Annotated in this window: 21 protein-coding genes and 3 pseudogenes; 9 read left to right on the top strand and 15 right to left on the bottom strand. The window is 67.7% G+C overall.

Going from position 1 to position 26,107, the window contains the following annotated elements; translation table 11 throughout:
- Positions 1-106: 106 nt before the first annotated feature.
- Complete coding sequence (locus OG452_RS06570; RefSeq protein ID WP_327299531.1) at positions 107-2,032, top strand: acyl-CoA dehydrogenase; 1,926 nt, start codon at positions 107-109, stop codon at positions 2,030-2,032.
- Between the two features lie 8 nt (positions 2,033-2,040).
- Here the strand turns inward: OG452_RS06570 and OG452_RS06565 are convergent, their stop codons facing one another.
- From OG452_RS06565 to OG452_RS06540, 6 genes are all read right to left on the bottom strand, one after another.
- Entirely contained in the window at positions 2,041-3,402 is a 1,362-nt protein-coding gene (locus OG452_RS06565; protein WP_327294673.1) for a cytochrome P450, read from the bottom strand.
- A 12-nt stretch (positions 3,403-3,414) separates the two neighbouring features.
- On the bottom strand, positions 3,415-4,005 hold the full coding sequence (locus tag OG452_RS06560; RefSeq protein WP_327294672.1) for a GTP-binding protein: 591 nt from the start codon (positions 4,003-4,005) through the stop codon (positions 3,415-3,417).
- Positions 3,980-4,360: a DUF742 domain-containing protein gene (locus OG452_RS06555; RefSeq protein ID WP_327294671.1), complete on the bottom strand. Its 381-nt coding sequence runs from the start codon at positions 4,358-4,360 to the stop codon at positions 3,980-3,982. The genes OG452_RS06560 and OG452_RS06555 overlap by 26 nt, the downstream gene beginning before the upstream one ends.
- Positions 4,357-4,767, bottom strand: coding sequence for a roadblock/LC7 domain-containing protein (locus tag OG452_RS06550; RefSeq protein WP_327294670.1), 411 nt, complete (start codon positions 4,765-4,767; stop codon positions 4,357-4,359). Before OG452_RS06550 ends, OG452_RS06555 begins: the two co-directional genes overlap by 4 nt.
- Entirely contained in the window at positions 4,764-5,921 is a 1,158-nt protein-coding gene (locus OG452_RS06545) for an ATP-binding protein (RefSeq protein WP_327294669.1), read from the bottom strand. The genes OG452_RS06550 and OG452_RS06545 overlap by 4 nt, the downstream gene beginning before the upstream one ends.
- A 475-nt stretch (positions 5,922-6,396) precedes the next feature.
- The gene (locus OG452_RS06540; protein ID WP_327294668.1) at positions 6,397-7,518 is read right to left on the bottom strand and encodes a PP2C family protein-serine/threonine phosphatase; all 1,122 of its coding nucleotides are present in this window, start codon (positions 7,516-7,518) and stop codon (positions 6,397-6,399) included.
- Positions 7,519-7,733: 215 nt separating this feature from the next.
- Here OG452_RS06540 and OG452_RS06535 point away from each other — a divergent pair, with 215 nt between their 5' ends.
- The 3 genes from OG452_RS06535 to OG452_RS06525 all read left to right on the top strand — a co-directional run bounded on the left by OG452_RS06535 (position 7,734) and on the right by OG452_RS06525 (position 9,911).
- Positions 7,734-8,252: a hypothetical protein gene (locus tag OG452_RS06535; RefSeq protein WP_327294667.1), complete on the top strand. Its 519-nt coding sequence runs from the start codon at positions 7,734-7,736 to the stop codon at positions 8,250-8,252.
- A gap of 190 nt (positions 8,253-8,442) precedes the next feature.
- Complete coding sequence (locus OG452_RS06530) at positions 8,443-9,213, top strand: ABC transporter permease (protein ID WP_327294666.1); 771 nt, start codon at positions 8,443-8,445, stop codon at positions 9,211-9,213.
- A 320-nt stretch (positions 9,214-9,533) separates the two neighbouring features.
- Complete coding sequence (locus tag OG452_RS06525; protein WP_327294665.1) at positions 9,534-9,911, top strand: SH3 domain-containing protein; 378 nt, start codon at positions 9,534-9,536, stop codon at positions 9,909-9,911.
- A 338-nt stretch (positions 9,912-10,249) separates the two neighbouring features.
- On the opposite strand, the gene OG452_RS06520 is transcribed toward OG452_RS06525, so the two are convergent.
- Positions 10,250-10,972: a TetR/AcrR family transcriptional regulator gene (locus OG452_RS06520; RefSeq protein WP_327294664.1), complete on the bottom strand. Its 723-nt coding sequence runs from the start codon at positions 10,970-10,972 to the stop codon at positions 10,250-10,252.
- A 476-nt stretch (positions 10,973-11,448) separates the two neighbouring features.
- Between OG452_RS06520 and OG452_RS06515 the strand changes: the two genes are divergently transcribed.
- Together OG452_RS06515 and OG452_RS06510 are read left to right on the top strand one after the other, a co-directional pair.
- Positions 11,449-12,129 carry a hypothetical protein gene (locus OG452_RS06515; protein ID WP_327294663.1) on the top strand — a complete coding sequence of 227 codons (681 nt, stop codon included), beginning with the start codon at positions 11,449-11,451 and terminating at the stop codon, positions 12,127-12,129.
- A gap of 99 nt (positions 12,130-12,228) precedes the next feature.
- The gene (locus OG452_RS06510) at positions 12,229-12,501 is read left to right on the top strand and encodes a hypothetical protein (protein ID WP_327294662.1); all 273 of its coding nucleotides are present in this window, start codon (positions 12,229-12,231) and stop codon (positions 12,499-12,501) included.
- A gap of 74 nt (positions 12,502-12,575) precedes the next feature.
- Here OG452_RS06510 and OG452_RS06505 read toward each other — a convergent pair whose 3' ends face one another.
- The 4 genes and pseudogenes from OG452_RS06505 to OG452_RS06490 form a co-directional block, all read right to left on the bottom strand.
- Positions 12,576-15,401 carry a glycoside hydrolase family 2 protein gene (locus OG452_RS06505; RefSeq protein WP_327294661.1) on the bottom strand — a complete coding sequence of 942 codons (2,826 nt, stop codon included), beginning with the start codon at positions 15,399-15,401 and terminating at the stop codon, positions 12,576-12,578.
- A gap of 161 nt (positions 15,402-15,562) precedes the next feature.
- Positions 15,563-15,939, bottom strand: a pseudogene (locus tag OG452_RS06500) (phosphotransferase-like protein); the annotation flags it as partial.
- Between the two features lie 148 nt (positions 15,940-16,087).
- Positions 16,088-16,993 (bottom strand): RNA polymerase sigma factor SigF, encoded by a 906-nt coding sequence (locus OG452_RS06495; RefSeq protein ID WP_327294660.1) that lies wholly within the window; start codon positions 16,991-16,993, stop codon positions 16,088-16,090.
- Between the two features lie 105 nt (positions 16,994-17,098).
- Positions 17,099-17,404, bottom strand: a complete 306-nt coding sequence (locus OG452_RS06490) for an STAS domain-containing protein (RefSeq protein ID WP_327294659.1) — start codon at positions 17,402-17,404, stop codon at positions 17,099-17,101.
- 208 nt (positions 17,405-17,612) lie between these two features.
- On the opposite strand from OG452_RS06490, the gene OG452_RS06485 reads away from it, so the two are divergent.
- Positions 17,613-17,939 (top strand): helix-turn-helix transcriptional regulator, encoded by a 327-nt coding sequence (locus OG452_RS06485; protein ID WP_327294658.1) that lies wholly within the window; start codon positions 17,613-17,615, stop codon positions 17,937-17,939.
- A 112-nt stretch (positions 17,940-18,051) separates the two neighbouring features.
- Here OG452_RS06485 and OG452_RS06480 read toward each other — a convergent pair whose 3' ends face one another.
- The 4 genes and pseudogenes from OG452_RS06480 to OG452_RS06465 form a co-directional block, all read right to left on the bottom strand.
- Complete coding sequence (locus tag OG452_RS06480) at positions 18,052-18,933, bottom strand: YihY/virulence factor BrkB family protein (protein WP_327294657.1); 882 nt, start codon at positions 18,931-18,933, stop codon at positions 18,052-18,054.
- A gap of 143 nt (positions 18,934-19,076) precedes the next feature.
- The gene (locus tag OG452_RS06475) at positions 19,077-19,271 is read right to left on the bottom strand and encodes a hypothetical protein (protein WP_405563893.1); all 195 of its coding nucleotides are present in this window, start codon (positions 19,269-19,271) and stop codon (positions 19,077-19,079) included.
- A 541-nt stretch (positions 19,272-19,812) separates the two neighbouring features.
- Complete coding sequence (locus tag OG452_RS06470; protein WP_327294656.1) at positions 19,813-21,342, bottom strand: helix-turn-helix domain-containing protein; 1,530 nt, start codon at positions 21,340-21,342, stop codon at positions 19,813-19,815.
- A 148-nt stretch (positions 21,343-21,490) separates the two neighbouring features.
- Positions 21,491-22,022, bottom strand: a pseudogene (locus OG452_RS06465) (aldo/keto reductase); the annotation flags it as partial.
- 487 nt (positions 22,023-22,509) lie between these two features.
- Here OG452_RS06465 and OG452_RS06460 point away from each other — a divergent pair.
- A pseudogene (locus tag OG452_RS06460) lies at positions 22,510-23,068 on the top strand (DUF3291 domain-containing protein).
- 281 nt (positions 23,069-23,349) lie between these two features.
- Positions 23,350-26,064, top strand: coding sequence for an aconitate hydratase AcnA (gene acnA, locus OG452_RS06455; RefSeq protein ID WP_327294655.1), 2,715 nt, complete (start codon positions 23,350-23,352; stop codon positions 26,062-26,064).
- The last annotated feature ends 43 nt before the right edge of the window (positions 26,065-26,107 follow it).

Below are 26,107 nucleotides of genomic sequence, written 5' to 3'. Positions count from 1 at the left end.
GAAAAAAGTCCACGCCAGCTCTGGATAAGGCAAGTCCGCCGGTATTCACTTGTTTCCAAGTTTCTATTCACTGGTGTAAAGCGTTCTTGCGGAGTACTTCGTGACCATGCACCCATTCCGGGACAAGGGCCTCCTTGAAGCCGCGTCGGAACGGAGCAGCCTGCCGAAGACGGGCGGAGCGGCGAACGCCTCTGCCACGAGCCGCGAGTTGACCCATCTCCTCTTCGACGGGGATGACCAGGCCCGGGTCCATGGCACCTGGCGGGATCTCATCGCTACGGAGAGCTTCCGGCACCGTCCTGGGCTCTCCGCCGCGGAGCGGGTCGAGCTCTCGTACTCCCGGCTGCGTCTGGTCAACGACGCGGCCGGCGATGCCGCGGATCTGGCCTTCGACGTCCGGCGGCTGGCCGCGCTGCACGAGTGGACCGGGGTGGTGGACGGCGGCCTCTGCACGGTGGCGAGCATCCACTACAACCTGTTCCTGGGGAGCCTGCTGGACCAGAGCGCCGGCATGGGCGGACGTGAGGTGTCGGAGTTCACGTCGATGCGCCGCATAGGGACGTTCCTCTGTACGGAGCTGGACCACGGCAATGACGCTCCGGCGCTGGGCACAACCGCCGAACTCGACCGGGAGACCGGCGGGTTCATCCTGCACACTCCCACGCCCGGCGCCCAGAAGTTCATGCCGAACACCAGCCTGGCCGGCGGTCCGAAGAGCGCGGTGGTCGCGGCGCGGCTGCTGGTCGACGGGGTGGATGAGGGGTGCTTCCTCTTCCTGACGCCGCTGAGTGACGAGAGCGGCCGGGTGCCCGGGGTCCACGTCCGGGAGCTCCCGGACCGGACCGGTACCCCGGTGGACCACTGCCTCACCTCGTTCGACCGAGTTCATTTACCGCGTGAGGCACTGCTTGAGGCGGAGCACGGCCGGCTGGATCAGGACGGGACGCTGCACAGCAGCCTGGGCAGCGCGCGAAAGAGGTTCCTGCATTCGATCGGGCGGGTCACCAGCGGCAAGCTGTGCATGAGCGCGGGCACCCTCGGGATGTCGCGCGCGGCGCTGACCATCGCTGTGCGGCACGCCCATACCCGGCATATCAGTGGGCCGAGGCTCGGGGAGCGGGTGCCGCTGGTGGCGCACCGCAGCCATCACAGCAGGCTGCTGGACGCGACGGCGACGGCGTACGCCATGACGTTCCTGCACCGGGAGGTCCTCTCGCGGTGGGTCGGGCACACGGCGGAGAACCGGGCGGAGACCGAGCGTCTGGTCGCTGTCGCGAAGGGCTGGATCAGCTGGCAGGCCCGGGCGATCGCGATCGAGTCCCGGGAGCGCTGCGGGGCCCAGGGGCTCTTTCCGGTCAACGGGATTTCGGATCTGCCGTTGAACATAGAGGGCGGCATCACCGCGGAAGGCGACAATCTCGTCATCTGGGTGAAGGCCGGGGCTGAAATGATCTTCGGGCATGAGGCGGACCGGGGCCCGTTGTCCCAAGTGCCGCTTGCCGAGCGGCCGTTGACCGGACTGCCGTTTCTGCGGGATCTCCTCGTGGAGGTCGAGACCGCCGCACAGAGCCGGGCGAGGACCGCTCTGCGCCAAGGCCCCGCCGGCGACCCGCTCGGACGCTGGAACGCGGCGTCCACGCCGGCTCTGGAGATGGTCTCGGTGCACGCCTGCCGCCGGGCCGCCGACGCGTTCATCGATGCCGCGGCCCGGGCCTCGGATCCGGCGGCGCGAACCCTGCTGGAGCAGCTGTGCAGACTGTTCCTGCTCCGTCAGCTGAGCTGCCACACGGGGGAGTTGCTCGCTGACGGTCATCTGACGGCCGACCATGTCAGGGCGTTCCCCGATGCCATCACCGGCGTCATCGCCGCTCTCGCGCCTCATATGCTGACCTTGGTGGACGCCTTTGACCTGCCGGATGCATTCCTCGCCGCCGTCCCGATCGCCAGTGGCGGGCGGATCGGAGACGAGGAAGACATCTGGTCCACGTGGCATCTGCGTAGATCAAGCCCTCTGGCGCCCGCCGCGCGGTAGTGGCCTGATCACCCCTTCCACCAGGACAGGAACCCGCTCCAGAACTTGCCCTTCGGCGCGGCGGCAGGCGCCGCCTGCGCCGGGCGGCCTGCCGTGGCGTGAACCGGGGCCGGGCCGGCGCCGGTTCGCGGCCGCGTGCTCCGGACCGGGGTGAACCTGGCGGGCAGCGCGCCGAGTGCCCGGTGGAAGGGGCCCGGCCGGTAGACCAGGGCCTCAGGGTCCACCGACATCTCGATATCCGGCAGTTCGTTGAGCAGTTTCTCGATGGCCTGTACGGCGATGATCATCGCCGGGTCCTTGGCCGGGCAGGCGTGCGGGCCCGCACCCCAGGCGAGATGGGCGCGCCTGCTCACCGTCCCCCGGCCCGCGGACAGGCTCGGGTCGGAGTTGGCGGCGGCGAACGAGATGAGGACCGGGTCTCCGGCGTTCAGCCTGCTGCCCGACAGCTCGACGTCGTACAGAGGGAAATGCGTGGCGTAGTTGGCTATCGGGCAGCTGTTCCACAGAACGTCGTTGATGGCGTCTTCCACGAGGATGACGCCCTGCGGGCCGTCGTCCTGGGTCCCCTGCGAGAGCAGGACCCGCAGGGCGTTTCCGATCAGGTTCGACATCGGCTCGAATCCGCCGCCGATGAGCTGGATGAGCTGGGGGATCATCTCCTCGTCGCTCAGCCCCGCCGGGTGCTGCAGCAAGTGGGTGAGGATGTCGTCGCCGGGCTGGGCCCGCTTCAGCGCGACCAGCTCCAGCAGCGCCTCTACCAGGACGTCGTTCGCGCTCTGGGCGTCGGTCCCGTCGAAAATGCCGGAAATGCCGAAGGCGACACGGTCACCCAGATCGCCGGGGCAGCCGAAGAGGTCGTTGAAGACCAGCAGCGGCACCAGGCGCGCGTAGTCGCCGATCAGGTCGACTTTGCCGCGCCCGCTGAACTGACTGATCAGGTAGGTGGCGGTGCGCTCAACCATCCGGGTCAGCTGGTGGGTGTCCAGCTTGACCAGGCTGTCGGTCACGGCCTGGCGGAGCCGCAGGTGGCGTGCTCCGTCCTCGAACAGCGGGCCCGGGCGGTACGCCATCATCGGCAGCACGGGGCTGTCCAGCGGCACCCGCCCTTCGTTCAGCGCGCGCCAGCGCCGCGAGTCGCGGACAAAGGTGTCGGGGCTCTGGAGCACCTGGAGCGCCACGGCGTAGTCAGTGACGAGCGAGGCGTCCACACCCGGGGCCAGCTCGACGGGTGCGACAGGGCCGAAGCCCCGCAGGTAGTCGTAGTGGCCCTGCGGGTCCTTGGCGAATTCCTGGGTGTACAGGGGGGTGCGACGGCCGGCGTCGTGCGCCGGGCAGCCGGGGGGCGGGGACGGCTCCGAGGGGGATCGCATTTTCTGGAACTCCTAGCTGAGGCGGGATTGGAGGTAACGCACGAGGACGATCAGAGCATTGGCGGACGAGCGCTGATCGCGCGCGTCGCAACTCACCAGAGGAGTCTCGGGAAGCAGGTCGAGAGCTTCCCTGATCTCCGCGTCCTCGTGATTCGTCCCGATGTCGAACCGGTTGACGGCGATGGTGTACGGAATGCCGTACTGCTCCACCAGATCCATCACGGGGAACGACTCCTGGAGTCGCTCGGGATCGACCAGTACGAGAGCTCCGAGAGCCCCGCGCGACATGTCTTCCCACACCTGGACGAAGCGCTGCTGCCCCGGTGTTCCGAAGAGGTAGAGCACAAGGTTCTCACTGAGCGTGAGCCGGCCGAAGTCCATCGCGACGGTTGTCGTGGTCTTGCCGCGCGTTCCCTTGAGGTCGTCGATTTCCTCGCCGGCCCGGGTCATGACTTCTTCGGTCCGCAGCGGAGGGATCTCCGACATCGTTCCGATGAACGTGGTCTTGCCGACGGCGAAGTGTCCTACCACCAGGATCTTCGCCGCGGTCTGTACTGCTTTGTTCAGATAGACGCCGCTATCCGAAACGGGCTTGAAGGCCATTCAGCACCTCTTCGAGTATGCGTCGTTCGACACGCTCGGCCCGCGGAATGGGTTCGCGCGTGTAGAGGTATCCCGCATCGGTGAGATCGGCGAGCAGGACGCGGACAATGCCGACAGGCAGCTGGGTGTGCCCTGCGATCTCGGCGACCGCGAGGTATCCCCCCGAACACAGCTCGACCAACCGGCGCTTCTCCGGGTCGAGATGACCGGTCGCGGGGCAGTTCTCAGCCACCGTGACCAGCGTGATCAGCGAGAGCTCGTGGTCGTCCACCAGGCTGCGGCCGTTCGTGATGACGTACGGACGCACTAATTGCGGGGCTTCCGGCTCCTGGTCCGGCTCCTCTGTCATCGTCATGCGTCGGCGTCGGCAATCTCGCGCGGCGGGCTGGTCAGTGCCTTGCCGAGCTGGCCGACCAACTGCTGCATACGGAAGGAGATCTCGGCCATGTCGACCTCGGGGGAGGCCGAAACGGCGAGGTAGGCGCCCTCTCCCGCGGAGTTGAGGAACACCCAGCCGTGCTCGAACTCGACCAGCGTCTGACGCCACTGGGGCCGGTCGCCCGCCGGACGGCCGCAGAAGTCGGCCACCGTGCGGCTCAGGGACTGCATCCCGCTCATCGCGGCGGCGACGGTGTCGCCGTGGTCCTTGCCGACCTCCTTCGAGCGGGCCATGAGCAGGCCGTCCGCCGAGACGAGGATCGCGTGCCGCGCTTCGGGGACTTCCAGGGCGCTGTCAAGCATCCATGACAGGTCGTAGTTCACTGAGTCTCAGACCCTTCGCTGCTTGCACTGGTGGAACGGCGTCCCGACTGGGTCCCCCGCTGGAACGCCCCCATGACTGAGGCGATCTGCTCGGTCGACCTGGCAGGGGCGGCCTCGGCGCCGGCTTCCGGCACGATGGAGATCGGCCCCCTTCTGCTGCGTTTCGGCAGACCGCCGAAGGTGGTCGCAGGAGCTGTTTCCGGTGCTGACGCCGAATCCTCTTCGCGCGGCATCGGGGAGGACGCTGCCACGGTGGGAATCTCCTTCGCCTGGGGCTGGGGGGCGGGTTCCGGCATCGACGTGAGGAGGTCGTCGGGCAGGAGCACGACCGCGCGTACACCGCCGTAGGGCGACGTGGTGTCCACTGAGACGCTGAATCCGTAGCGTGCGGCGAGCACGCCGATCACGGTGAATCCGAACTGCGGCGGGTTGCCGAGTCCCGCGACACCGGGGGAGCGCTCACTGGAAAGGAGCTTGGCCGCGCGGCTCTTCTCCTCCTCGTTCATGCCGACACCGGCGTCGTCGACAATGATGCAGACGCCCTTGGGGACCGGCCGGATATTGATCTCGATCACGGTTTCCGGCGCCGAGTAACTGGTGGCGTTGTCGAGCAGTTCCGCGAGTGTGAGGGCGACCGGTTCGACGGCGCGGCTCACGATGGCGAAATGGCTCTGGGTCCGGATCTCCACACGGGTGAAGTGGCGGATGCGGCCCTTCGCGCTGCGGACGACGTCATAGAGCGACGCGTCGGTGCGCTGACGGCCGAGCCAGCCGTCGCAGAGCACGGCAATGGACTGGGCGCGCCGTGCGAACTGGGAGTTCATATGGTCGATGTCCAGGAGATCCTGGAGAATCTGAAGTTCGCCGTACTTGTCCTGGAGTTTCGAAATTGCGAGCTGCTGCTCACTCGCAAGACCCTGAAGCGTCCGCATCGCGGATTTAAGAGCGGTCTTGGTGGCTTCCTCGGCCCGCTCTTTCGCCTCTTCGACGGATTCCGCGTAGTGTTCTTCCAGGGTGGAGTAGTGGCTTCGGAGTTCCTGCTTTTCCGTGCGGAGCTTGGAAATCGACTTTCTTCCGCGAGCGATCGCGGTAGCGGCGACAGGAGTGCCAGCTATCAAAGCCCAGAGTGCTGGATCCTGGAGGTACTGAGTCATAAGGCTCTCTTCGGGTGGCGGGGCCGCCGGGCTCTGAATGTCTCGGGGGCGCGGTCGAGTGCACTCGTGGCCGCAGACATACGGGATCGGTCGCGCGCGTTCTCCTGCCCGACTGCCTTGAAAGGCCCGGCTGATGGCAAAGTTCCCCCCGGGGTGGCGGAATTCTGGCCCGACGCGCTGCGCGATTAAGCGCCATAGCGGGTTTGGTGCCGCCTGGCAAGCGTGATGATCTTAGCACCACGGGATGGGGTGACGTTCCTGTGGAAGCGTTATCTTTCTGGCATCTGACGGAAATTCAGCAAGGTGCTCATATAGGGTCTTGTGGTCGTTGGCTATTTGCCGGACGTGCCCGATTGGTCATGATTATTAATTGTTCGGGATGAATGTCCGGCGAGCGTGGGGGCGGGGGTTGTCCCAGACCCGCGCGGGACCTCTGGGGGGCCCTGAGCAGGGCCCCTTAGGGGGCACCGTGTGGTCAGGGCGCCGCGAGCCGTTCGATGGCGACCATGGCCGCGTCGTCGCCCAGGCTGCCGTCCGCATGACGCAGCAGATCGGCGCAGAGGTCGCCCAGCAGCGCATCCGGCCCTTCGGCGCGGAACGACGCGATCCGGTCGGGCAGCGGGTAGAAGCGGCCCGCCCGGTCGCGGGACTCGATGACACCGTCCGTATACAGGAGCAGGATGTCGCCGACGCCGAAGGGGAACGTCTCGATGGCGACGGCGGAACCGGTCAGAGACCCCAGCCCCAGAGGCGGCGCGGGCTCCCGGACGTCGAGCGACAGGACCCGGCCGGACCGCAGCAGCAAGGGCGGCGGATGCCCGCAGCTGACCAGGCGGAGTTCCGGATCGGCGTCCGGGATGTCCAGCACGGCGGCGGTCACGAAAGCCTCCGTACCGCGACCGTCGTCCCCCTCCGCGGGCGGCAGCCCGTACCCGAACGCGGCGACCTCGACCTCCAGCTGGGCCACGGCTTGCGGAAGTCCCGGTCCCTGGTGCGCCAGGGCCCGGAAGGAGCCCAGGACCTGGGCGGCTTCGCCCATCGCGTCGAGCCCCTTGCCGCGTACGTCTCCGACGATCACGCGGGAGCCCGTGGCCGTACGGGCGACCGCGTACAGATCGCCGCCGAGCTGCGCCTCCGCCTCCGCGGCCAGATAGCGCGACGCGATCCGCAGCGTCCCGCTCCGCTCGGGCAGCGGAGGCATCACCACGCGCTGCACCGCCTGTGCCACCCAGCGGAGGTGGTTCATCTCCCGTGCGTGCCGCTCCCGCAGATGGGCGAAGAAGGTGACGAAGACGGAGATCAGGAACAGGGCGGCGATCTGGTACGTGTGATTGAGGTCGTTGATGCTGGTGCGCGCGATGCCCACCAGTGACTGGGCCAGGACGGCGACCGCACCGACGAATCCGGTCATACGGGGTCCGGCGAACGACGCCGTGATGGCCGGAGCCGCCACGAGAAATGGGCCGAGGTGGACGTCCGGTGGCGCGAAGATGTCGAGCACCGTGACGACGGCGATCAGGGCGAACGGCACCGCGATGAGCGCCTTCGGGCGTGGTCGGTCCTTGAGGAGCGGGCGCAGTATCCGCAGCGGGCTCATATCTCTGGATACCGCACGGAGGCCGCACCCGCTCCCCGTGGCCGGGCCGCCGCGCCGCCGCGCTCCGGGGCGAGCCGGCCGCCGGACCGCAGGGGCTTCCGCACCCAGATACGGGGGAATCGCGGCGGTATGCGGTTGTATCCCTCTATGCAGAGTGACCGCTCATTCTGTACTGATCTGTACGGAGTGGCTCGTTCGCCATGGGAGGATGCGCCTTGCCCGCCAGCCTGAGTGTTCCAGTCCCCCCGGCCCGGCGCGCCGAACCACTGCAGCGGCTGCTGTTCGGCGGCATCTACGGAACGATTCTCGCCAGCGCGCTGGCCGCCGCGCTGGGCAACGACAACGGCAGCCCGGACCCCGGGTACGACGCGCTCTGGGTGCTGCTCACGTCACTCGCGTCGGCGGCGGCGCACGGCTACGCCCATGCCATCGCCCACCGGACGGCGGACGGAGTGCCGGTCACCAGCAGCACCGTACGGTCGGTGCTCACCGAGTGGCCGCTGGCCGCCGCGGTACTGCCCACGGTGGCCGCCCTGCTCGGCGCGCACGAGGGCTGGTGGGGAGAGGAAGGCGCGATCGCGGTCTCCCTGGGGATCAACACGGTGGCGCTCTTCGGCTGGGGGCTATGGGCCGCACGCGTGGCGGGCCGCGGCTGGGGCAGGGCGTCCCGGACCGGCGGCGTGGACATGCTGCTCGGGCTCTTGATCGTGGCGGCGAACATCCTGAGTCACTGAGCGAGCCGGTCGCCGGGGGCGCCGCCCGTGGAGCGGAAGTGCCTGGTCGCTTCGCGGGCGGGAAGGTGATCGACAACCGCCCTTCCCCGCAGGGCTGTTGCGGGGCGCGGCAGCCTTCAGTCGGCCCATGAGGCACTGAGGATGGTGCGATCATCCGTGGCGCGCCGATGGTGTCCCTTACGGTGGCCATGTGACCCTGAGCGCAAGATCTCTTCTGCCGGTCAACCTCACCCTCGGCGTACTGCTGGTGGTGCTTCTGGTGGTAGCGGCGGGAGTCGCCTGCTTCTTCAGCCTGTCCCCTGATTCCTCGGCCCGTCGGCCGCGGGAAATCCTGGTCGCAGGGGTGCGTGCGGCCGTCCAGCTCGCCGCGGTGTCCCTGATCATCACCTGGGCAGTGACCAGGGCGGCGGGGCTGGGAGCGTTCCTTGTCGTGATGTTCACCGTCGCCGTGCGCACGGCAGGCCGACGGCTGACCAGCAACCACACCTGGTGGCTCACCGCCGCACCCCTTGCCGCCGGCGTCGTTCCCACGGTGGCTGCGCTGCTGCTGACGGGGCTGGTTCCCCTCAAGGGCCTCGTACTCATCCCGATCACCGGCATTCTCATCGGCGGCGCCCTCACAGCGACGGTGCTCGCGGGACGCCGCGCCCTGGACCAGCTGGAACAGCGCCGGGGAGAGGTCGAGGCCGCGATGGCTCTGGGCTTCCTCGACCGGGACGCGCGGTTGGAGATCGCACGGCCCGCGGCATCCGACGCCCTGCTTCCGGGGCTGGATCAGACGCGTACTGTCGGGCTGGTCACCCTTCCCGGGGCGTTCGTGGGCATGCTCCTGGGGGGTGCGAGTCCGCTGATGGCCGGCGCTGCGCAACTGTTCGTCCTGATCGCCCTCATGGCTGTGCAGGCCCTTGCTGTTGCCGTGACGGTCGAACTGATCGCTCGACGGCGTCTGTTCCGCCCGTAACAGGCAGAGACGGGCGAGCCTCTTGACCGTACGGATTCGTTGAGGCGGCTTATCCGCCGTGAGATCCGGCCGCACAGTTGAATTCCCCCGAACGGATCAATCTCGTACGCCCATTCAGGAGATCGGACTGTGTGTCGAATTGCCTGTGAGGGCGGTTGCTGTGGCGGCCGCAGTAACTTCCTCTTGCTGAGGCGATCAGTTCCTTCTGTGGGCCGTTCGACGCGGATTGTGCGAGCAGTGAGCCGTCCGTGCCGGCGCATATACGGGGACGTCGTCTCACAGCATCTACCCATCGGTCTGTGACCTCGTGGAGGCAATGCGTGTTCCCCAAGCCCAAGACCAGCAAGCTCGTCATGGCACTGACTGCCGGTGCGATGGCCGTCGGCCTGGCCGCCGGTCCCGCTCTGGCCGGCGATTTCAGCAACGGCACGGCCAACAAGGACCAGATGACTGCCCCGGCGGCCATGTCCCTGTACAAGGGGCGTGTGATCTCCAGGACGGGTGTGCTGGTACGGAGCGGGCCCAGCCAGCGCTTCCGGGTCGTCGGCTCGTACTCGTTCAACTCGATCGTCCCGATCGTGTGCAAGGTGCACGGCCAGAATGTCGCGGGAAACAACCTGTGGTACAAGACGCCCAAGGGCAACTTCGTGTCGGCGCGGTACATCGCCAACGTCGGTGCCATTCCGCACTTCTGCTGAGCCCCGGCAGACAGACCCCTTACGCGGTGACATTCCTGCTGTCGAGCCATATCGCGCAAGGGACTTGATCCGCTCCGGTCGCATTCGTCGCCGGCCCTGCTCCTGGGGGTCGGCGACGAATTGTTCTGGTACGGGGCCGGTCACAACCAGGCGTCCGGCCCCGCCCAGGTGCTCGCCGGGAGCCAGGGCCCGGACGGAACTCGCGCCGTGGTGTAGCGGTCACGGTGGAAGAGCAGCGGGCCCGAAGCCCCACCCGTCACCAGGCCCTCGACCCGGCCGACCACCACGTGGTGGTCGCCCTCTTCATGGACCGTCCGTACCGCAGCCCCGCTCTGTGGTCAGAACCCCGCTTCGGCGCCGACGAGAAAGTGCCAGGGCCAGTTGTCGTCGGCGGTGACCCGCTCCGGGTTCGGCGGGAGGAGTCTTCGGGTGGCATCGGAGACGGGCGCCCGAAGGATTCCGATGGTGCTGTCGATGAGGTTGGCGGTGAGCAGTGCGACTCGCCGCTCGTTGTCGGGCCCGCTGCCTTCCATGGCGTGCTCGCACGCGGCCAGGGCGCGGACGGTGAGCATCATGGCCAGGGCGAGCCGGGTGCGCAGGACGGCTTCAGGCAGGTCGTCCAGGAGCCGGACGATTTCGCTGAAGACGGTCCGTACGCTCTCCGTCGCCGCCGGATCGGCCGGTACGAGGGCCATCGTCCATGGGGGAGTGGCCACTTGGGCGAGGAAGCGCGCGTAATGGCTGTGCTCGTGCTCGATGAGCGTATCGGCCAGCGGGTGGATGAGTGCGTCGGCCAGTCCCTCCAGCGAGGGCTGCCGGCCGTTCTCGTACAGGGCGGTAAGTAGCTGCTGCCGGTGGATGTTCACCTGCCCCGTATGGCGTTCGAAGATCTCCCGGACGAGCTGTTCCTTGCTGCCGAAGTGGTACTGGGCCGCTGACTTGTTGCGCTGACCCGACGCCGCGGTGATCTCCCGGAGCGAGACGGCGTCGATCCCCCGCTCGGCGAACATGCGCAGAGCCACCTCGGCCATGGCCTCGCGTGTCGTGCTCCCTCTGGTCATGAACCCCATTGTAAGGCACACGCCTTAAAGGTTCGTGTACGTTAATAAGGCACTCGCCTTATTTCAGAGCGCCTGGGAAGGATCCCTCATGCAATTCCGCACCTCGAAGCTGCGTCGCGTCGCGACGCAGGCCGCAGCGCACGCCGGGGCCGTCGCGCTGGTGCTGGCCGGCGCCGTAGCGGCACAGGCCGGCCCACTGCCGACCGGCCCCGGAATGAGCGGTGCTCCCCGTTCCACCGGCCGTTCGGCGAGCCCTCACCCGGTGCCGGGCAGCGAGGTCCACAACCCCTTCATGGCCCAGGACGGGCGGAGCGCCATGCACGGCGACAGTTACGCGAGCAACACCCAGCCGCAGGGCGGTCCGTTAGGGCGCCACCCCCGGGCGACCAGTTCCAGCAAGGTCACCGACGATCCAGAACTCCTTCTCCACCGGCCCCGACGGCGTCTTCATCGCCACCGACCACGCCCTGTACAAGATGCACGCGGCGCCGGAAGGGACGCCGCGGACCGACTGGCGCGAGACGTACGACCGCGGGACCCGCACCAAGCCCGGCCAGATCAACCAGGGCACAGGCGCCACCCCCGCACTGCTGGGCAACAGCTACATAGGCAGCACCGACAACGCGGACCCCCGGATGCACGTCCTGGTCTACCGGCGCCGCAGCCACGTCAACGGCGACCGCCTGGTCTGCTCCGTTCCCGTCTTCCGGCCCGGCGCCTCCGCCACCGAGAACTCGCTGACCGCCTGGGGTAACGGCTTCACGGTGGAGAACGACTACGGCTACACGTCCACCAAGAGCACCCAGGGCGGCATGAGCACCCCCGGCGGGATCACCAAGATCGAGGTCGACAAGGGGGGCGACAGCTGCCACGTCGGCTGGACCAGCAAGGAACAGTCGCCCACAGTCGTCACCAAGCTCTCCCGCTCCAACGGCCTGCTGTACGCCTACTCCAAGCCGTACAGCAGCAAGGGAGCCGACGCCTGGTACCTCGCCGCCATCGACTGGCGCACCGGCACGACGCGCTTCCGGACCCTGACCGGGGCCGGCGACGCCTACAACAACAACTGGTCCCCGATCACCCTCGGCCCCGACGGTTCCGCCTACATCTCCACTTACAGCGGCATCGTCCGGGTCCACGACAGGGCTGGTCGTTAGGGCCTCCCGACGGGATCAGGCCGGAACCTTTCCGGAACGGGCTTCGTCCTGCCCTGTAGTCGATCAACACGCTGCCACTGTCGAAGGAGAAGAGAACAGGTGCGGAATGGTGAGGGAGACGGCGGCGGACCGCAGGAGGCCGAGAACCCGCCGGTCAGCGACGAACCCTGGTGGGCAGGCCTCGGCCGGACGGGAGGTGTACTTCTCGTCGCGGCCGGCATCGCACTGCTGCTGTGGTTGCTGCTGACCGGGAAGACGGCCGGTGACGACTGGACCCTCTACTACCGGGCCGGCAAGATCCTCGCCATCGGATGCGTGGTCGCGGGCACGGGACTTCTGAGCCGCCGCCGACGTGATGCGCCCCCGGCCTGAGCGGGAGGGGGCGAAAGCCCGGATGGCGGGTATGGCTGGCCGGCCCGGCCATACCCGCGCGTTCCGTTGGCCGCTCAGCCGCCGAAGGTCTTCGTCGGCGGCTGAGTCGACAGTGCCGCCTTGTTGAAGGTGACGGCCACACCGTGCCCCCGCAGCCGGGAGGCACGCTGGTCGATCTTCCAGCCGTCGATCCGCACCCCGATGTCCTTGTGGTCGCGGACCTGACCGGTGTCCAGGCGGACCCTGACAGTGCTCCACTCGCCGCCCACCAGGTTCAGGTAGTTGTCGTCGAACGTCGCCGGCAGGATGCGTTCGCCGGTCCGGGTGTCGTACACCTGCAGATGCACCATCAGAGCCACGGCCTCGCCGGTGTTCTCGACCTTTGCCGTCAGCTCGATGGTGTCCCTCCCGTGCTTCACGTCGGCCACGACGGAGACCGCGGCCGGGGCCACATCGTTCAGGCTCATGAATCCCGCGGCGCGGGCCGGGTTTTCGATCCAGTAGAAGTTGCGGACCAGTTCGGCGCCGTGCCCGTCCTTGAACGAGAGCCGGACGAAGGCGACATCGGAAGGCGCGCCGTTCAGCTGCGTGGCGAGGTTGCCGATCACGGTGTGGTCGGACTCCGCTGCCCCGCCGACGCGCAGGGAGGTGTTGCCGAACGCCTTGCCGTCCAGGTCGTACAGCGTGACGGCGACGGTCCCCCGCACAGCCGCCCGGGTGTGATTGGCCACCACCACGTCGTACGTCTTGCTGTTGAGGATCACGTTGAGCCGCCGGCAGGCGTGCTGGACCGCGTAGAACGACGAGTGCGCCTCCAGGTCGTGGGTGTACATCTGCCAGACGAAACTGGGCTGCGCGGGATTGGTCATCCACATGATGACGCCGGTGCGCGGGTACGGCTTGCCCGGTGAGGCGCTCTCCATGTTCGCGGCGTGCGCCTCGTAAATCGCCTTGATGCACTCGTAGTTCATCAGTTGCGACTTGCGGGCGAAGTCCGGGAGATTCTGCAGCTCGCCGTAGCGCTCCGCGGTGATCTGCAGGTAACCGGAGCCGCCGCCGTTGCCGCCGTTGCCATTGACGTCCCGGTCGGCCCAGGAGTCGTCCGGGTGCTCCCACGACGCTTCGGGGATCATCTTCCTGATGAACTCCAGCGTCGGAATGGAGTACGACCCGACCTCGTTGTGGAACGGCGGCCAGTGCGTGCCGTCGTTGAGGTCGAAGTGGGTGCTGGGGGTGACCCAGTGGTACGGCCCGCCCGAGCTGTACCCGCCTATGGGGTTCTTGCCGGTGTCGCCGGCCGAACTGGTCAGCGAGGCGCGCTTGGGGTCCAGTTCGGCGACCAGCGCGTCCAGACCGTCGATGAGCGGCTGCGGCGGCGGGCCCTCGTTGCCGCCGCACCACAGCAGGATCGACGGGTGGTTACGGAACCGGACGATGCAGTCCCGGATGTTGTCCAGGTCGCGGGTGACGTTCGCCGGCGCGGGACCTTCCGTCGAGCAGAAGAAGTCCTGCCAGACGAGGATGCCGAACTCGTCGCACGCCTCGTAGAAGTCTTCGGTGCTGCTCTGGCCGTTCCAGTTCCGGATCAGGTTGAGGTTGGCCTCGCTGTGCAGCCGCACCTGCTCACGGAGCCGTTCCCGCGGAATGCGCTTGAGCGCCTCGTCCAGGCCCCAGTTGCCGCCCATCACCAGGATCGGCTGGTTGTTGACGGTGATCGCCAGGCAGTCCACCGGTGTGCCGGACTGTGACTGGATCGGCTTGGTGTACTCGATCCGCCGGACGCCGAAGTCCACTGTCCGCTCATCGTGGACCTGGCCGCCGGACTCGACGCCGATGGAGAGCCGGTAGCGGTGGGGGTCGCCGTATCCGTTGGGCCACCACAGTTTCGGGCGGTGCAGTCGCAGGCAGGCGAGGTCATCCGACGTCACCGTCACCGTGGACGCGCCGGCCGGCACGGTGACCGTCCGGGTGAAGTCGCGGCCGTCGAGGGTGCCCCTGACCACCACCGACCGGGGCGAGTCGAAGGCGCTGTCGAGGGTGAGGCCGATCGCGATGTCGGCCGTGCTCAGATCAGCGGAGAGCGTCGGATCGACGTGCACGTCGGTAAGCCGGATCTGGCCCGTCGTGGACCAGGTGACGGGCTGCCAGATGCCCAGGTCCCGGTCGGGAATGGTGGGCAGCCAGTCCCAGCCCGCCGTACAGAAGAACGTCGGCCCGTTCTTCAAGGTGATCCCGGTCTTGCCGCCATTGCGCCCGCCGCGGGTCACGCCGCTGGCGTAGCTCGGCAACGCCGGGGGGTCGGCGTAGTCCAGTTTGCCGACCAGCACCGCGAGGTGAGCCGTGCCGTTGGCCTTCGCGATGATGTCCGTGACGTCGAAGACGCCCCGTCTGAACGCACCTTCCACGGTGCCCACCTTGGTGCCGTTGAGCCAGATGGTCCCGAGGTAGTTGATGCCGTCGAACTGCAGCCAGAACCGCTGACCCGGGATCAGCCGCGGTACGGGGAAGGCGACCCGGTACCAGTAGTCGGTGTCCTTGAGGGTGTCCGGGACCGTGTCGGTCACGATGTGGCCGTACAGCGGGTCGGGGTACTCGCCGTTGGCGATCATGCTCGTGAGTGGTGTGCCCGGCACGACAGCCGGCTTCAGGCCGGCGATGCGCCGCGCACTGGCCACCTGGTCTCCGGACGGTGTCGTCCCGTCTGCCGCCCTGAAGGTCCAGCCGCTGGTGATCTCGCGGCCGCCGATGCTGAGGAGGTGGGTGCCTGCGGTGCCTGGGGTGCCCGCGGTGCCGGCCGGCGCCGCATCGGCGACACCGGACAGCCCGAGCGCGCCGAGAACACCACCACCGGCGGTGGCGATTCCACTGGAAAGGAAACGCCTGCGATTCAACTGGGTCACGTCGCTCCCGATACGTCGTCCGACAACGTTGTCAGCCTTGATGTGAGTTCCATGGTCGACAGGCTCCGATCCCTTTGTCAACGCCCTTGAGGCCAGGTTCGGATGCCCATGCCAGGGAACGAGCCGCTGGTGAGGCCGGCGCCCCGGCCATCGAATCGCTGATCCCGCCCAGCTCCGGAACACGACGGAAGCTGAAGACTCACGACGGCTTCGAATGGGTCTACATCCTGGCCGGTCGGCTCCGACTGCTCCTGGGGCGAGGAACGGCCGAGGAAGACCTCGTCGACGATGACCCGGGCGCCCGTACGGGCCATCGCGGCGACTCCCTCGATCCACGCCGCTTCCGGCGCCCGGAACTCCGGCCCGACGATCACCTCTCCGGAGCGAACTCGATCCCGGCGTCCGATGCCCGTATGGGCGCAGGCATCGCCTGAACCAGCGTGCCGACCCCGAGGGTCAGCCACGGATCCGGCAGGACCGCCCGCAGACGCCGGGCGGCCCCGGACTTCCCCGAACTGGAACCGCCGCGCTGAAATATCCGGTGCGGGGCGGGATTGCACTCAGCTACGGGAGGTTGCCGACAGTTGGCGCCGGTCTGCCACCAGTTGGCGCGTATCTGCAGGATGGCGGCCCGTGTGTGCGGGCGGTCCGGGGAGGTTCACGCCGGGCCGGTCAGTCCTGTGTGGTCAGTCCTGTGTGAGCATCCCGGAACGCAGTTTGCCCAGGGTCCGGGCCAGGAGGCGGGAGACATGCATCTGGGAGATGCCGAGCTCCGCCCCGATCTGGGACTGAGTCATTTCCTGGCCGAAGCGCAGCGTCAGGATTTCGCGTTCGCGGTCATCGAGGGTGTGCAGGAGGGGCGCGAGCGCGTGGAAGTCCTCGACGAGCTCCATAGTGGGGTCGCACACGCCGACGACATCGGCGAGGGTCCGTGAACGGGTCGAGGACATCTGGGTCTGCTCGTTGTTGTCCTGGGGCATGTCCAGTGAGCCGGCGGTGTAGCCGTTGGACGCGATCAGGCCGTCGAGGATCTCTTCCTCACTCAGGTCGAGGTGATCGGCGAGTTCCCGGACTGTGGGCTGCCGGCCCAGGTCGACGAAGAGGGCTTCCTGCGCCCTCGCCAGGTCGACGCGTAGTTCCTGCAGTCGCCGTGGGACGTGGACGGCCCATGTGGTGTCGCGGAAGTACCGCTTGATCTCTCCCACGATGTAGGGGATGGAGAAGGTGGTGAATTCGACTTCGCGCGTGAGGTCGAAGCGGTCGATGGCCTTGATCAGGCCGATCGTGCCGACCTGCACGATGTCCTCCATCTCGCCGCTGCCGCGGTTACGGTAGCGGCTGGCCGCGAACCGTACGAGTGAGAGGTTCATCTCGATCAGGGTGTTCCGCGCGTACTGGTACTCGGGTGTGCCCTCTTCAAGTACCTGCAGCTGATCGAAGAACGTCCTGCACAGGGACCGTGCGTCCTTGGGGGCGACCTTCTTCGGGTTCTCGATCCACGGCAGTTCACCGGTCGCAGAGCATGGGGCGGCCGGCGTAACGGCTTGCGCTGACTGTCCCGTCGCCGCCCTGGCCTGCGTGGATACCACCATGACAACCTCCTGTTCAAAAGAATTGGCAGGCCGCGCGTACCAGAGCAGTCGCACGACCCGTCGGGCGATACACCTAGCCGGTCTGCATCACGTGCCGGGCAGGCCTCAGGAGCCGGCCGCTTCCTCCACCGTTGCTCGTACCTGAAGGATGGCGTCGGTTCCGGTCACCTCAAGGAGACGCCGCAACTGTGGTCTCGGTGCGGCCACGTGCAGGGCGGTGGCCCGGTGTCCGATGAGGATGAGGTTCAGGAACGAGGAGTCTGCGAAGGTGACGCCGGAGGTGTCCAGGACCACCTTCGGATGCTGTGCGGCCGCGGTGGTCAGCGCCTCCGTCAGGGGCTTGATCGAGTCCATGTCGTACTCGCCGACGGCAACGATCACCCAGGCGTCGCCGCACTCGTACTGAGCCACCGCGCCATGCACCGGTAGGTGTCCACCGTCCGGGCCGGACGGGTGGGTGCTGCTTCCCACAGCGTCGCCCCCCGGCCCTGCTGTGGCGACTTCGTCCCACGACATTCTCGGACCTCCCAGTCCACCTCTGCCGAACCCCGTCACGTGTTGCGCGAAAACTATGTCATGTATTCGCGTTCAGGTAAACCTGTCGCCTAACATGCAAGGCATGATCGGAGAGTCCGAGACACACACCGGGTGGACGTTCGTCACCAACCATGCGCGCGTACTTGCCGCCATCGCCGATGACCCGAACATCCGCATCCGCGACATCGCCGCTTACTGCCGGCTCACCGACCGCGCCGTACAGCGGATCATTGCCGACCTTGAGCAGGACGGTTACCTCTCCCACACCCGCGAAGGACGCACGAACACCTACCGCATCAAGCCGGACAAGGTGCTGCGCCATCCGGCAGAAGCCGGCCTGACCGTCGCCTCCCTGCTCTCGCTCCTCGTGCAGGATGAGACGGACCGCGGCAGAAAACCGGCCGTCTAGGCCGGGAGCCGTCGCGCCAGGTGGTCGGTTGTGCCGGAGGGCGAGCGGTCACATGTCTCGTTTCCCCAGGTCTTTCGAGTAGCGCCGGGACGGGGCGTCAGCCACCGTGCCCCTACTCGGCCTTGCCCAGTTCCGCAGTGAATTGCGCGCCTGTCAGGAGAGCCAGGTTGGACAGCCACAACCAGATCAGGAAGACCACGGCGCCGGCCAGCGATCCGTACAGGCGGCTGTAGGACCCCAACAGCGCGGTGTACAGGGCGAAGCCGGCGGAGGCGGTCAGCCAGAGCGCGGCGGCCAGGATGCCGCCGGGCAGGCTGTGATCGCGTCGGCGTGCGGGCGCGGGGCCGGTATGGAAGACGACCACGACCAGCAGGGCCACGAGGCACAGGAGCACCGGCCAGCGTGCCAGGCTCCATATGAACCCGGTGGTGGAGCCGGCGCGGACGGTGCGGCCCAGCACTGCTGTCACCGGACCGCTCAGCATCAGCAGGAGACCGCTTACGACCAACAGGGCGAGCAGGACCAGGGCGGTGAGCACGATCCGGTGCGCTTTGCGCCAGGGGGAACGACGGTCTGCGATGCGGTGCATACGGTGCAGGGCCCGACGGAAGACGGCCAGATAGCTGCAGGCCGACCACAGCGCGCTTGCGGTTCCGGTGCCGAGCAGCGTCCAGATGGCGGACCGTTGCGCAAGCATGCGTTCGAGTACGCCGTGGAGTTCGGTGCCTGACTGCCCCGGGGCATAGTCCGTAACGTAAGCGATGAGCTTCTCGGCCGTTTCGGGGCTGATGAGCCCGAACGCGAGGACGCTGACGAGCAGGGCAGGCAGCACGGCAAGGATCGCGTAGTACGTCAGGGCCGCCGCGTAGTCGGTGATGTCGTCGTTCCACAACGACACCGGCGTTCGGCGCAGGGCCGGCCACCAGTTACGGGCCGGGCGGATGAGCGTGCGGCCCGCGCGGCGCAGCTGGGCCTCGGGAGAGTCAGCGGACATGTTGTGTGTGGTGGTCGAGTCGTACGCGGGCGTCGTTGTTGTAAGGGGCTGCCTGTGCTCGGCTCCCACGATTGACGACGGTGAGCGCGTCGAGGTTCCGGGGCGGTGTCCGGTTCCGCCGCACGTGGACCCGCCGTTGCAGGTCATACACGCCCGGGACCTCCCGCGACGCCCGCCACTTCGACTACGAGGGCATCGGCGATCGAGGTATTGCCCCGAGCGTCGGCCGGCTCGTCCACGCCGGTCGCTCCCCGGGTCACAGCGGTCGTCGGTGACGCCTTCGCGATCTGCCGGGTGGACGCATTCGCCTGCACCGGCCTGTTCTGCTGCATGCTCATGGCAAGGTCCCTCCGTCGAGCGCCGACACTGGCCAGCGCTTCGGCCCGCTGTCACATGGACAGACCGTCCAGCGACGGCTGTTACCCACCTTCCCAGAAAACGTCCTCCCAGCCGCCGGCTCCGGGCGCTGTGTGTGGCCCGCCGACAACTGACCGACGCCATGGCAGCCGGACACTCGCAGCCCTGACCGCCCCCACATGGCTCCCGGCACCGCCGGGCTGGACAGGCGCGTGATCAGGCGACGCAGCCAAAAAAGAAGGGCGCCGGTGTACGACACGACGCAGCCCCCGGGCCCGGCAGATGCCAGATGCCAGATGCCAGATGCCAGATGCCAGGTGACCGTGGCCGGGGACCGGGCGCACGCGGCAGCGCCACCAGCGACGCGATCTTTGCGTAACCATGGACGGTCGGCAGGGTCTGTGCGAGCGTGGCCGTTGCCCGCCGCGGGCCCAAAAGGCCCAGAAAGTCCCAGAGGTGCGGCCCAACCTCATCCTGGCCCGCTAAGGAGCAGGCCAGGAGAGGTGTAGAGGCACTCGCGTATCAGATGTCCCGGAAGATCTCGATCTGTGCGCCCACGGAGTTGAGACGCTCCGCCAGCTCCTCGTATCCGCGATTGATCACGTACACGTTGCGCAGCACCGACGTGCCCTCGGCCGCCATCATCGCCAGCAGCACCACCACCGCCGGACGCAGCGCCGGCGGGCACATCATCTCCGCCGCGCGCCAGCGGGTCGGGCCTTCCACCAGCACCCGGTGCGGGTCGAGGAGTTGCAGCCTGCCGCCCAGCCGGTTGAGGTCCGTCAGATAGATCGCGCGGTTGTCGTAGACCCAGTCGTGGATCAGGGTCTGGCCCTGCGCGACCGCCGCGATGGCCGCGAAGAACGGCACGTTGTCGATGTTGAGCCCCGGGAAGGGCATCGGGTGGATCTTGTCGATGGGGGCTTCGAGCTTGGAGGGCCGTACGGTCAGGTCCACCAGCCGGGTCCGGCCGTTGTCGGCCGCGTACTCGGCGCTGCGGTCGTGATCGAGGCCCATCTCCTCCAGGACCGCGAGCTCGATCTCCATGAACTCGACGGGAACCCGGCGGATCGTCAGCTCCGACTCCGTCACCACGGCGGCGGCCAGCAGGCTCATCGCCTCGACCGGGTCCTCGGAGGGGGAGTAGTCGACATCCACGTCGATGTCCGGCACCCCGTGCACGGTCAGCGTCGTCGTGCCCACGCCGTCCACCCGTACGCCCAGCGCCTCCAGGAAGAAACACAGGTCCTGGACCATGTAGTTGGAGGACGCGTTGCGGATGACGGTCACGCCGTCGCTGCGCGCGGCCGCGAGCAGCGCGTTCTCGGTGACCGTGTCGCCGCGTTCGGTCAGCACGATCGGGCGGTCGGGGGTGGCGCCCCGCTCCACCTGTGCGTGGTAGAGCCCCTCCGTCGCCGTGATCTCCAGTCCGAAGCGGCGCAGCGCGATCATGTGGGGCTCGATGGTGCGGGTGCCCAGGTCGCAGCCGCCCGCGTACGGCAGCTTGAAGGTGTCCAGGCGGTGCAGCAGCGGGCCGAGGAACATGATGATCGAGCGGGTGCGGCGTGCGGCCGACGCGTCGATGGCGGCCATGTCCACGTCGGCGCCCGGGGCGATCTCCAGGTCCTTGCCGTCGTTGATCCAACGGGTGCGCACGCCAATGGAGTTGAGCACCTCAAGGAGGCGGTACACCTCCTCGATGCGTGCGACTCTGCGCAGCACCGTCCGCCCCTTGTTGAGCAACGAGGCGCAGAGCAGCGCCACACAGGCGTTCTTGCTCGTCTTGACGTCGATCGCGCCGGACAGCCGGCGTCCGCCGACCACCCGCAGATGCATCGGTCCGGCGTAGCCCAGCGAAACGATCTCGCTGTCGAGAGCCTCGCCGATCCGGGCGATCATCTCAAGGCTGATGTTCTGGTTTCCGCGCTCGATGCGGTTCACGGCGCTCTGGCTTGTGGCGAGCGCATCGGCCAGCTGAGTCTGTGTCCAGCCCCGGTGCTGACGGGCGACACGGATGAGCTTGCCGATGCGTACGAGGTAGTCATCTGCCATGCGACAGACGCTATCTCACATATGAGATGCCAACTCTTCCGGGTGGGCCATTGGAGTGACGGGTGTGGCTGCGGGTGCGACTGACGGGGTGGTCGCGGGTGCGGCTTCAGCACTCGGGCAGCGCGGCGCGCCGCGATGGGCGCAGCGGTCACGCGTCGAGGCGGCGCATGGCGAGCCAGGTGATGATCTCGGGGACGCCGCGCTGGGTCAGCCGGCTAGTACGACCTGCGCGACGGACTTGCCGCGCTCCTTGCCGATCTCGGCCAGGAGCGGGTTGGTGAACAGGTCGTTCCTGCCCTCGGCGAAGCCGCCCCAGGACTGGATCCGCTCCGCACCCCGTGCTCGCGCATCGGGTCCTGGTAGTCGGCGCGCTGGAAGAACGGGTGGGTCTCGATCCGGTTGACCGCCGGCAGGATGTCGTTGTTGATGATCAGGTCGATCAGGTCGATCAGGCGGTCGGGGTGGAAGCTGGCGACGCCGATCGCCCTGGCGAGCCCCTCACTGTTGAGGGTCTCCACAGCCCGCCACTGCCCGTAGGCGTCGCCGAAGGGCTGGTGCATCAGGTACAGGTCGAGGTGGGCCAGGCCCAGCTTGGCGAGTGACGCCTCGAAGGCGCGCCTGGTGTTCTGCTCGGCCGGCGCGTCCTGGACCCACAGCTTGGTGGTGACGAACAGCTCCTCGCCAATGCTGCTCGGCGGGTTTACCGGGCATATTCGATAAGGCCGTCGACGGCCGGCCCGTGTGTGCCGCCAGGGGTGCCTCACTCAAAGCGCGCCTGTCACACCTCTCTACCTGCCGCAGCCCCTCGAATGGCTGGAAACACCGGCGCGACTGTGATGTTCGCCCACCATGGGGGTGAGCCACCCCTGTGACGACTTGACGCCCAGCCGCCGCGTCATCCAACCCGGTTGACGCCGCTGGCGCTGCCCCAGCTCCCGGAAGGACCTGTATCAAAGGCCACTTGGACAAGGAAATCGCAACTTCGACATGGCTCGCAGAGGCGGCTACCTTCACCCGGTCTTCGGTGGTCGCCCACGGTCGCAAGGGGTTCCCCCAGGAGGGGCCACGCGCGACGGGATGAGTCGGTCACGCCCCACGAACCCTCGCCCCCATGCGTAAGCCACCGAACCGGGTCCGCACCAGACACCCCCGACCAGGAAGAGACGTATGCCCCCTCTTGCTCTGTACACATTCGGCGTCCTGAAGTCACCTCTCGCCGAGCCCGGAGCTCTCACGCGCGAGTTCTACGACATTGGTGAGGCCGTCTACCGGAAGATCGGTCAGCACGCCGGATACCTCGCTCGTGCTGAAGTGGCAGACGGCGCCCCGGGCGCGCTCTTCGGGGCGGACTGGGGGCGCATGGGGAGAGTTCGCCGTACCGACTTGGTACGACAAGGGACGTGCGGTGGAAACCACCGCCTTGGCCGCGACCCTCTCACTCTGGACCGACCTGCAGTCCGCCTTCGACGCTGTCTACACCGGTCTGCACCGTGAGGCGCTGAACAGGCGTTACGACTGGTTCGAGAGGACAGGACACCCGGGTTACGTGTTCTGGTGGGTCTCCGACGGCGTGATACCTACCTGGCAGGACGGGGTTTCCAGGCTGGAGCACCTCCACGATCACGGCTCCGCGCCGCATGCCTTCACCTATCACCACTCCTTCGCCCCGGACGGAACTCCGACCAGGAACAAAGGCACCGGGCCGAAGAGTGATCATGTTCGCTGACGAGGGAGCCTGAACGCCTGGCTTCGCCGGCAGACGCCTCGATTGTTCGATCGGATGAGAGCGGTCAGGGGCGGCCCCATATGACCTCCGTGCGGACGTGTACTAGAGTTATCTCGACATCGAGATATCTGCCGAGGCGCATCGCGGCCGTCACTCGGTAAGGGTTACCTAACTAATCCTCACTGTAGCGGACGGCCGAGCAGCCGCAGGCGGCACCACGCGGCGCCTGCGCTCATGAGGCGCGGCGCGGTAGAACGCGCACTTTGATGAAGGAGACTGTCGTGTCGGCGAACAGCTTCGACGCCCGCAGCACGCTGCGCGTGGGCGACGAGTCGTACGAGATCTTCAAGCTGGACAAGGTCGAGGGCTCCGCGCGCCTCCCTTACAGCCTGAAGGTGCTGCTGGAGAACCTGCTGCGTACCGAGGACGGCGCGAACATCACCGCCGACCACATCCGGGCGCTCGGCGGCTGGGACTCGCAGGCCCAGCCGAGCCAGGAGATCCAGTTCACGCCGGCCCGCGTGATCATGCAGGACTTCACCGGCGTGCCCTGTGTCGTCGACCTCGCCACCATGCGCGAGGCCGTGAAGGAGCTCGGCGGTGACGCGGCGCAGATCAACCCGCTCGCCCCGGCCGAGCTGGTCATCGACCACTCCGTCATCGCCGACAAGTTCGGTACGTCGGACTCCTTCGCGCAGAACGTCGAGCTGGAGTACGGCCGCAACAAGGAGCGCTATCAGTTCCTGCGCTGGGGCCAGACCGCGTTCGATGAGTTCAAGGTCGTCCCCCCGGGCACCGGCATCGTCCACCAGGTGAACATCGAGCACCTGGCCCGCACCGTCATGGTCCGCAACGGCCAGGCGTACCCGGACACCCTCGTCGGTACCGACTCGCACACCACCATGGTCAACGGCCTGGGCGTGCTGGGCTGGGGCGTCGGCGGTATCGAAGCCGAGGCCGCGATGCTCGGCCAGCCGGTCTCGATGCTCATCCCGCGCGTCGTCGGCTTCAAGCTGACCGGCGAGCTGAACGCCGGCACGACCGCCACCGACCTGGTCCTCACGATCACCGAGATGCTGCGCAAGCACGGCGTCGTCGGCAAGTTCGTCGAGTTCTACGGTGAGGGCGTCGCCGCCACCTCGCTCGCGAACCGCGCCACCATCGGCAACATGTCGCCGGAGTTCGGCTCCACCGCCGCGATCTTCCCGATCGACGCCGAGACGCTGAACTACCTGCGGCTGACCGGCCGTGACGAGAAGCAGGTCGCGCTCGTCGAGGCGTACTCCAAGGAGCAGGGCCTCTGGCTCGACCCGGCCGCCGAGCCCGACTTCTCCGAGAAGCTGGAGCTCGACCTCGCCACGGTCGTCCCCTCCATCGCCGGCCCGAAGCGCCCGCAGGACCGCATCGTCCTCGCCAACGCCAAGGCGCAGTTCGAGCAGGACGTCCGCAACTACGTCTCCGAGGACGAGGAGTCCGGCAAGGAGTCCTTCCCGGCCTCCGACGCCCCGGCCACCCACAACGGCGTGCCGAGCCGTCCGACCACCGTCACGGCCCCCGACGGTTCGACGTACGAGATCGACCACGGCGCCGTCACCGTCGCCGCGATCACCTCCTGCACCAACACCTCGAACCCGTACGTCATGGTCGCCGCCGCGCTCGTCGCGAAGAAGGCCGTGGAGAAGGGTCTGACCCGCAAGCCCTGGGTCAAGACCACCCTCGCCCCGGGCTCGAAGGTCGTCACCGACTACTTCGACAAGGCCGGGCTCACCCCGTACCTCGACAAGGTCGGCTTCAACCTCGTCGGCTACGGCTGCACCACCTGCATCGGCAACTCGGGCCCGCTGCCCGAGGAGGTCTCGAAGGCCGTCAACGACCACGACCTGGCCGTGACGTCGGTACTCTCGGGCAACCGCAACTTCGAGGGGCGCATCAACCCCGACGTCAAGATGAACTACCTGGCGTCCCCGCCGCTGGTCGTCGCGTACGCCATCGCGGGCTCCATGAAGGTGGACATCACCAAGGACTCGCTGGGCACCGACCAGGACGGCAAGCCGGTCTACCTCAAGGACATCTGGCCCACCGAGGCCGAGGTCAACGACGTGGTGGCGAACACCATCGGCGAGGACATGTTCAACAAGTCCTACCTGGACGTCTTCGCCGGCGACGCCCAGTGGCAGGCGCTGTCGATCCCGACCGGCAACACCTTCGAGTGGGACCCCGAGTCCACCTACGTCCGTAAGCCCCCGTACTTCGAGGGCATGACGATGGAGACCACCCCGGTCGAGGACATCACCGGCGCCCGGGTCCTCGCCAAGCTGGGCGACTCGGTCACCACCGACCACATCTCCCCGGCCAGCGCGATCAAGGCCGACACCCCGGCCGGCCAGTACCTCACGGAGCACGGCGTCGAGCGCCGCGACTTCAACTCCTACGGCTCGCGCCGCGGTAACCACGAGGTCATGATCCGCGGCACCTTCGCCAACATCCGCCTGCGCAACCAGATCGCGCCGGGCACCGAGGGCGGCTACACCCGCGACTTCACCCAGGAAGACGGGCCGGTGTCGTTCATCTACGACGCCGCCCAGAACTACCAGGCCGCCGGCATCCCGCTGACCGTCCTGGCGGGCAAGGAGTACGGCTCCGGATCGTCCCGCGACTGGGCCGCCAAGGGCACCGCGCTGCTCGGCGTCCGTACCGTCATCGCCGAGTCGTACGAGCGCATCCACCGCTCGAACCTCATCGGCATGGGCGTCCTGCCGCTCCAGTTCCCGGAGGGCAAGACCGCCGAGTCGCTCGGCCTGACCGGCCAGGAGACCTTCTCCTTCACCGGTGTGACCGAGCTGAACAACGGCACCACGCCCCGCACGGTCAAGGTCACCACCGACACCGGTGTGGAGTTCGACGCGGTCGTCCGCATCGACACCCCCGGTGAGGCGGACTACTACCGCAACGGCGGCATCATGCAGTACGTGCTGCGCAACCTGATCCGCAAGTAGGCGGACGGGCCGCGAGGCCGCGAAGGGCCGTACCCCCGTGCAG

The sequence above is a fragment of the Streptomyces sp. NBC_01197 genome (assembly GCF_036010505.1).
Taxonomy (GTDB): Bacteria; Actinomycetota; Actinomycetes; order Streptomycetales; family Streptomycetaceae; genus Streptomyces.
The sequence above is the reverse complement of the archived record's forward strand: the minus strand, read 5'-3'. Positions and strand labels throughout refer to the sequence as shown.

Coding starts and splice junctions, on each gene's coding strand:
- OG452_RS06540 (WP_327294668.1), bottom strand. CDS start 7,518: ATGAGCCCGCTGCGGATACTGCGCCCGCTCCTCAAGGACCGACCACGC.
- OG452_RS06475 (WP_405563893.1), bottom strand. CDS start 19,271: ATGAGCATGCAGCAGAACAGGCCGGTGCAGGCGAATGCGTCCACCCGG.
- OG452_RS06470 (WP_327294656.1), bottom strand. CDS start 21,342: ATGGCAGATGACTACCTCGTACGCATCGGCAAGCTCATCCGTGTCGCC.
- OG452_RS06560 (WP_327294672.1), bottom strand. CDS start 4,005: ATGGCCTTCAAGCCCGTTTCGGATAGCGGCGTCTATCTGAACAAAGCA.
- OG452_RS06480 (WP_327294657.1), bottom strand. CDS start 18,933: ATGTCCGCTGACTCTCCCGAGGCCCAGCTGCGCCGCGCGGGCCGCACG.
- OG452_RS06565 (WP_327294673.1), bottom strand. CDS start 3,402: ATGCGATCCCCCTCGGAGCCGTCCCCGCCCCCCGGCTGCCCGGCGCAC.
- OG452_RS06485 (WP_327294658.1), top strand. CDS start 17,613: ATGATCGGAGAGTCCGAGACACACACCGGGTGGACGTTCGTCACCAAC.
- OG452_RS06495 (WP_327294660.1), bottom strand. CDS start 16,993: ATGGTGGTATCCACGCAGGCCAGGGCGGCGACGGGACAGTCAGCGCAA.
- OG452_RS06520 (WP_327294664.1), bottom strand. CDS start 10,972: ATGACCAGAGGGAGCACGACACGCGAGGCCATGGCCGAGGTGGCTCTG.
- OG452_RS06570 (WP_327299531.1), top strand. CDS start 107: ATGCACCCATTCCGGGACAAGGGCCTCCTTGAAGCCGCGTCGGAACGG.
- OG452_RS06555 (WP_327294671.1), bottom strand. CDS start 4,360: ATGACGATGACAGAGGAGCCGGACCAGGAGCCGGAAGCCCCGCAATTA.
- OG452_RS06515 (WP_327294663.1), top strand. CDS start 11,449: ATGCACGCGGCGCCGGAAGGGACGCCGCGGACCGACTGGCGCGAGACG.
- OG452_RS06545 (WP_327294669.1), bottom strand. CDS start 5,921: ATGACTCAGTACCTCCAGGATCCAGCACTCTGGGCTTTGATAGCTGGC.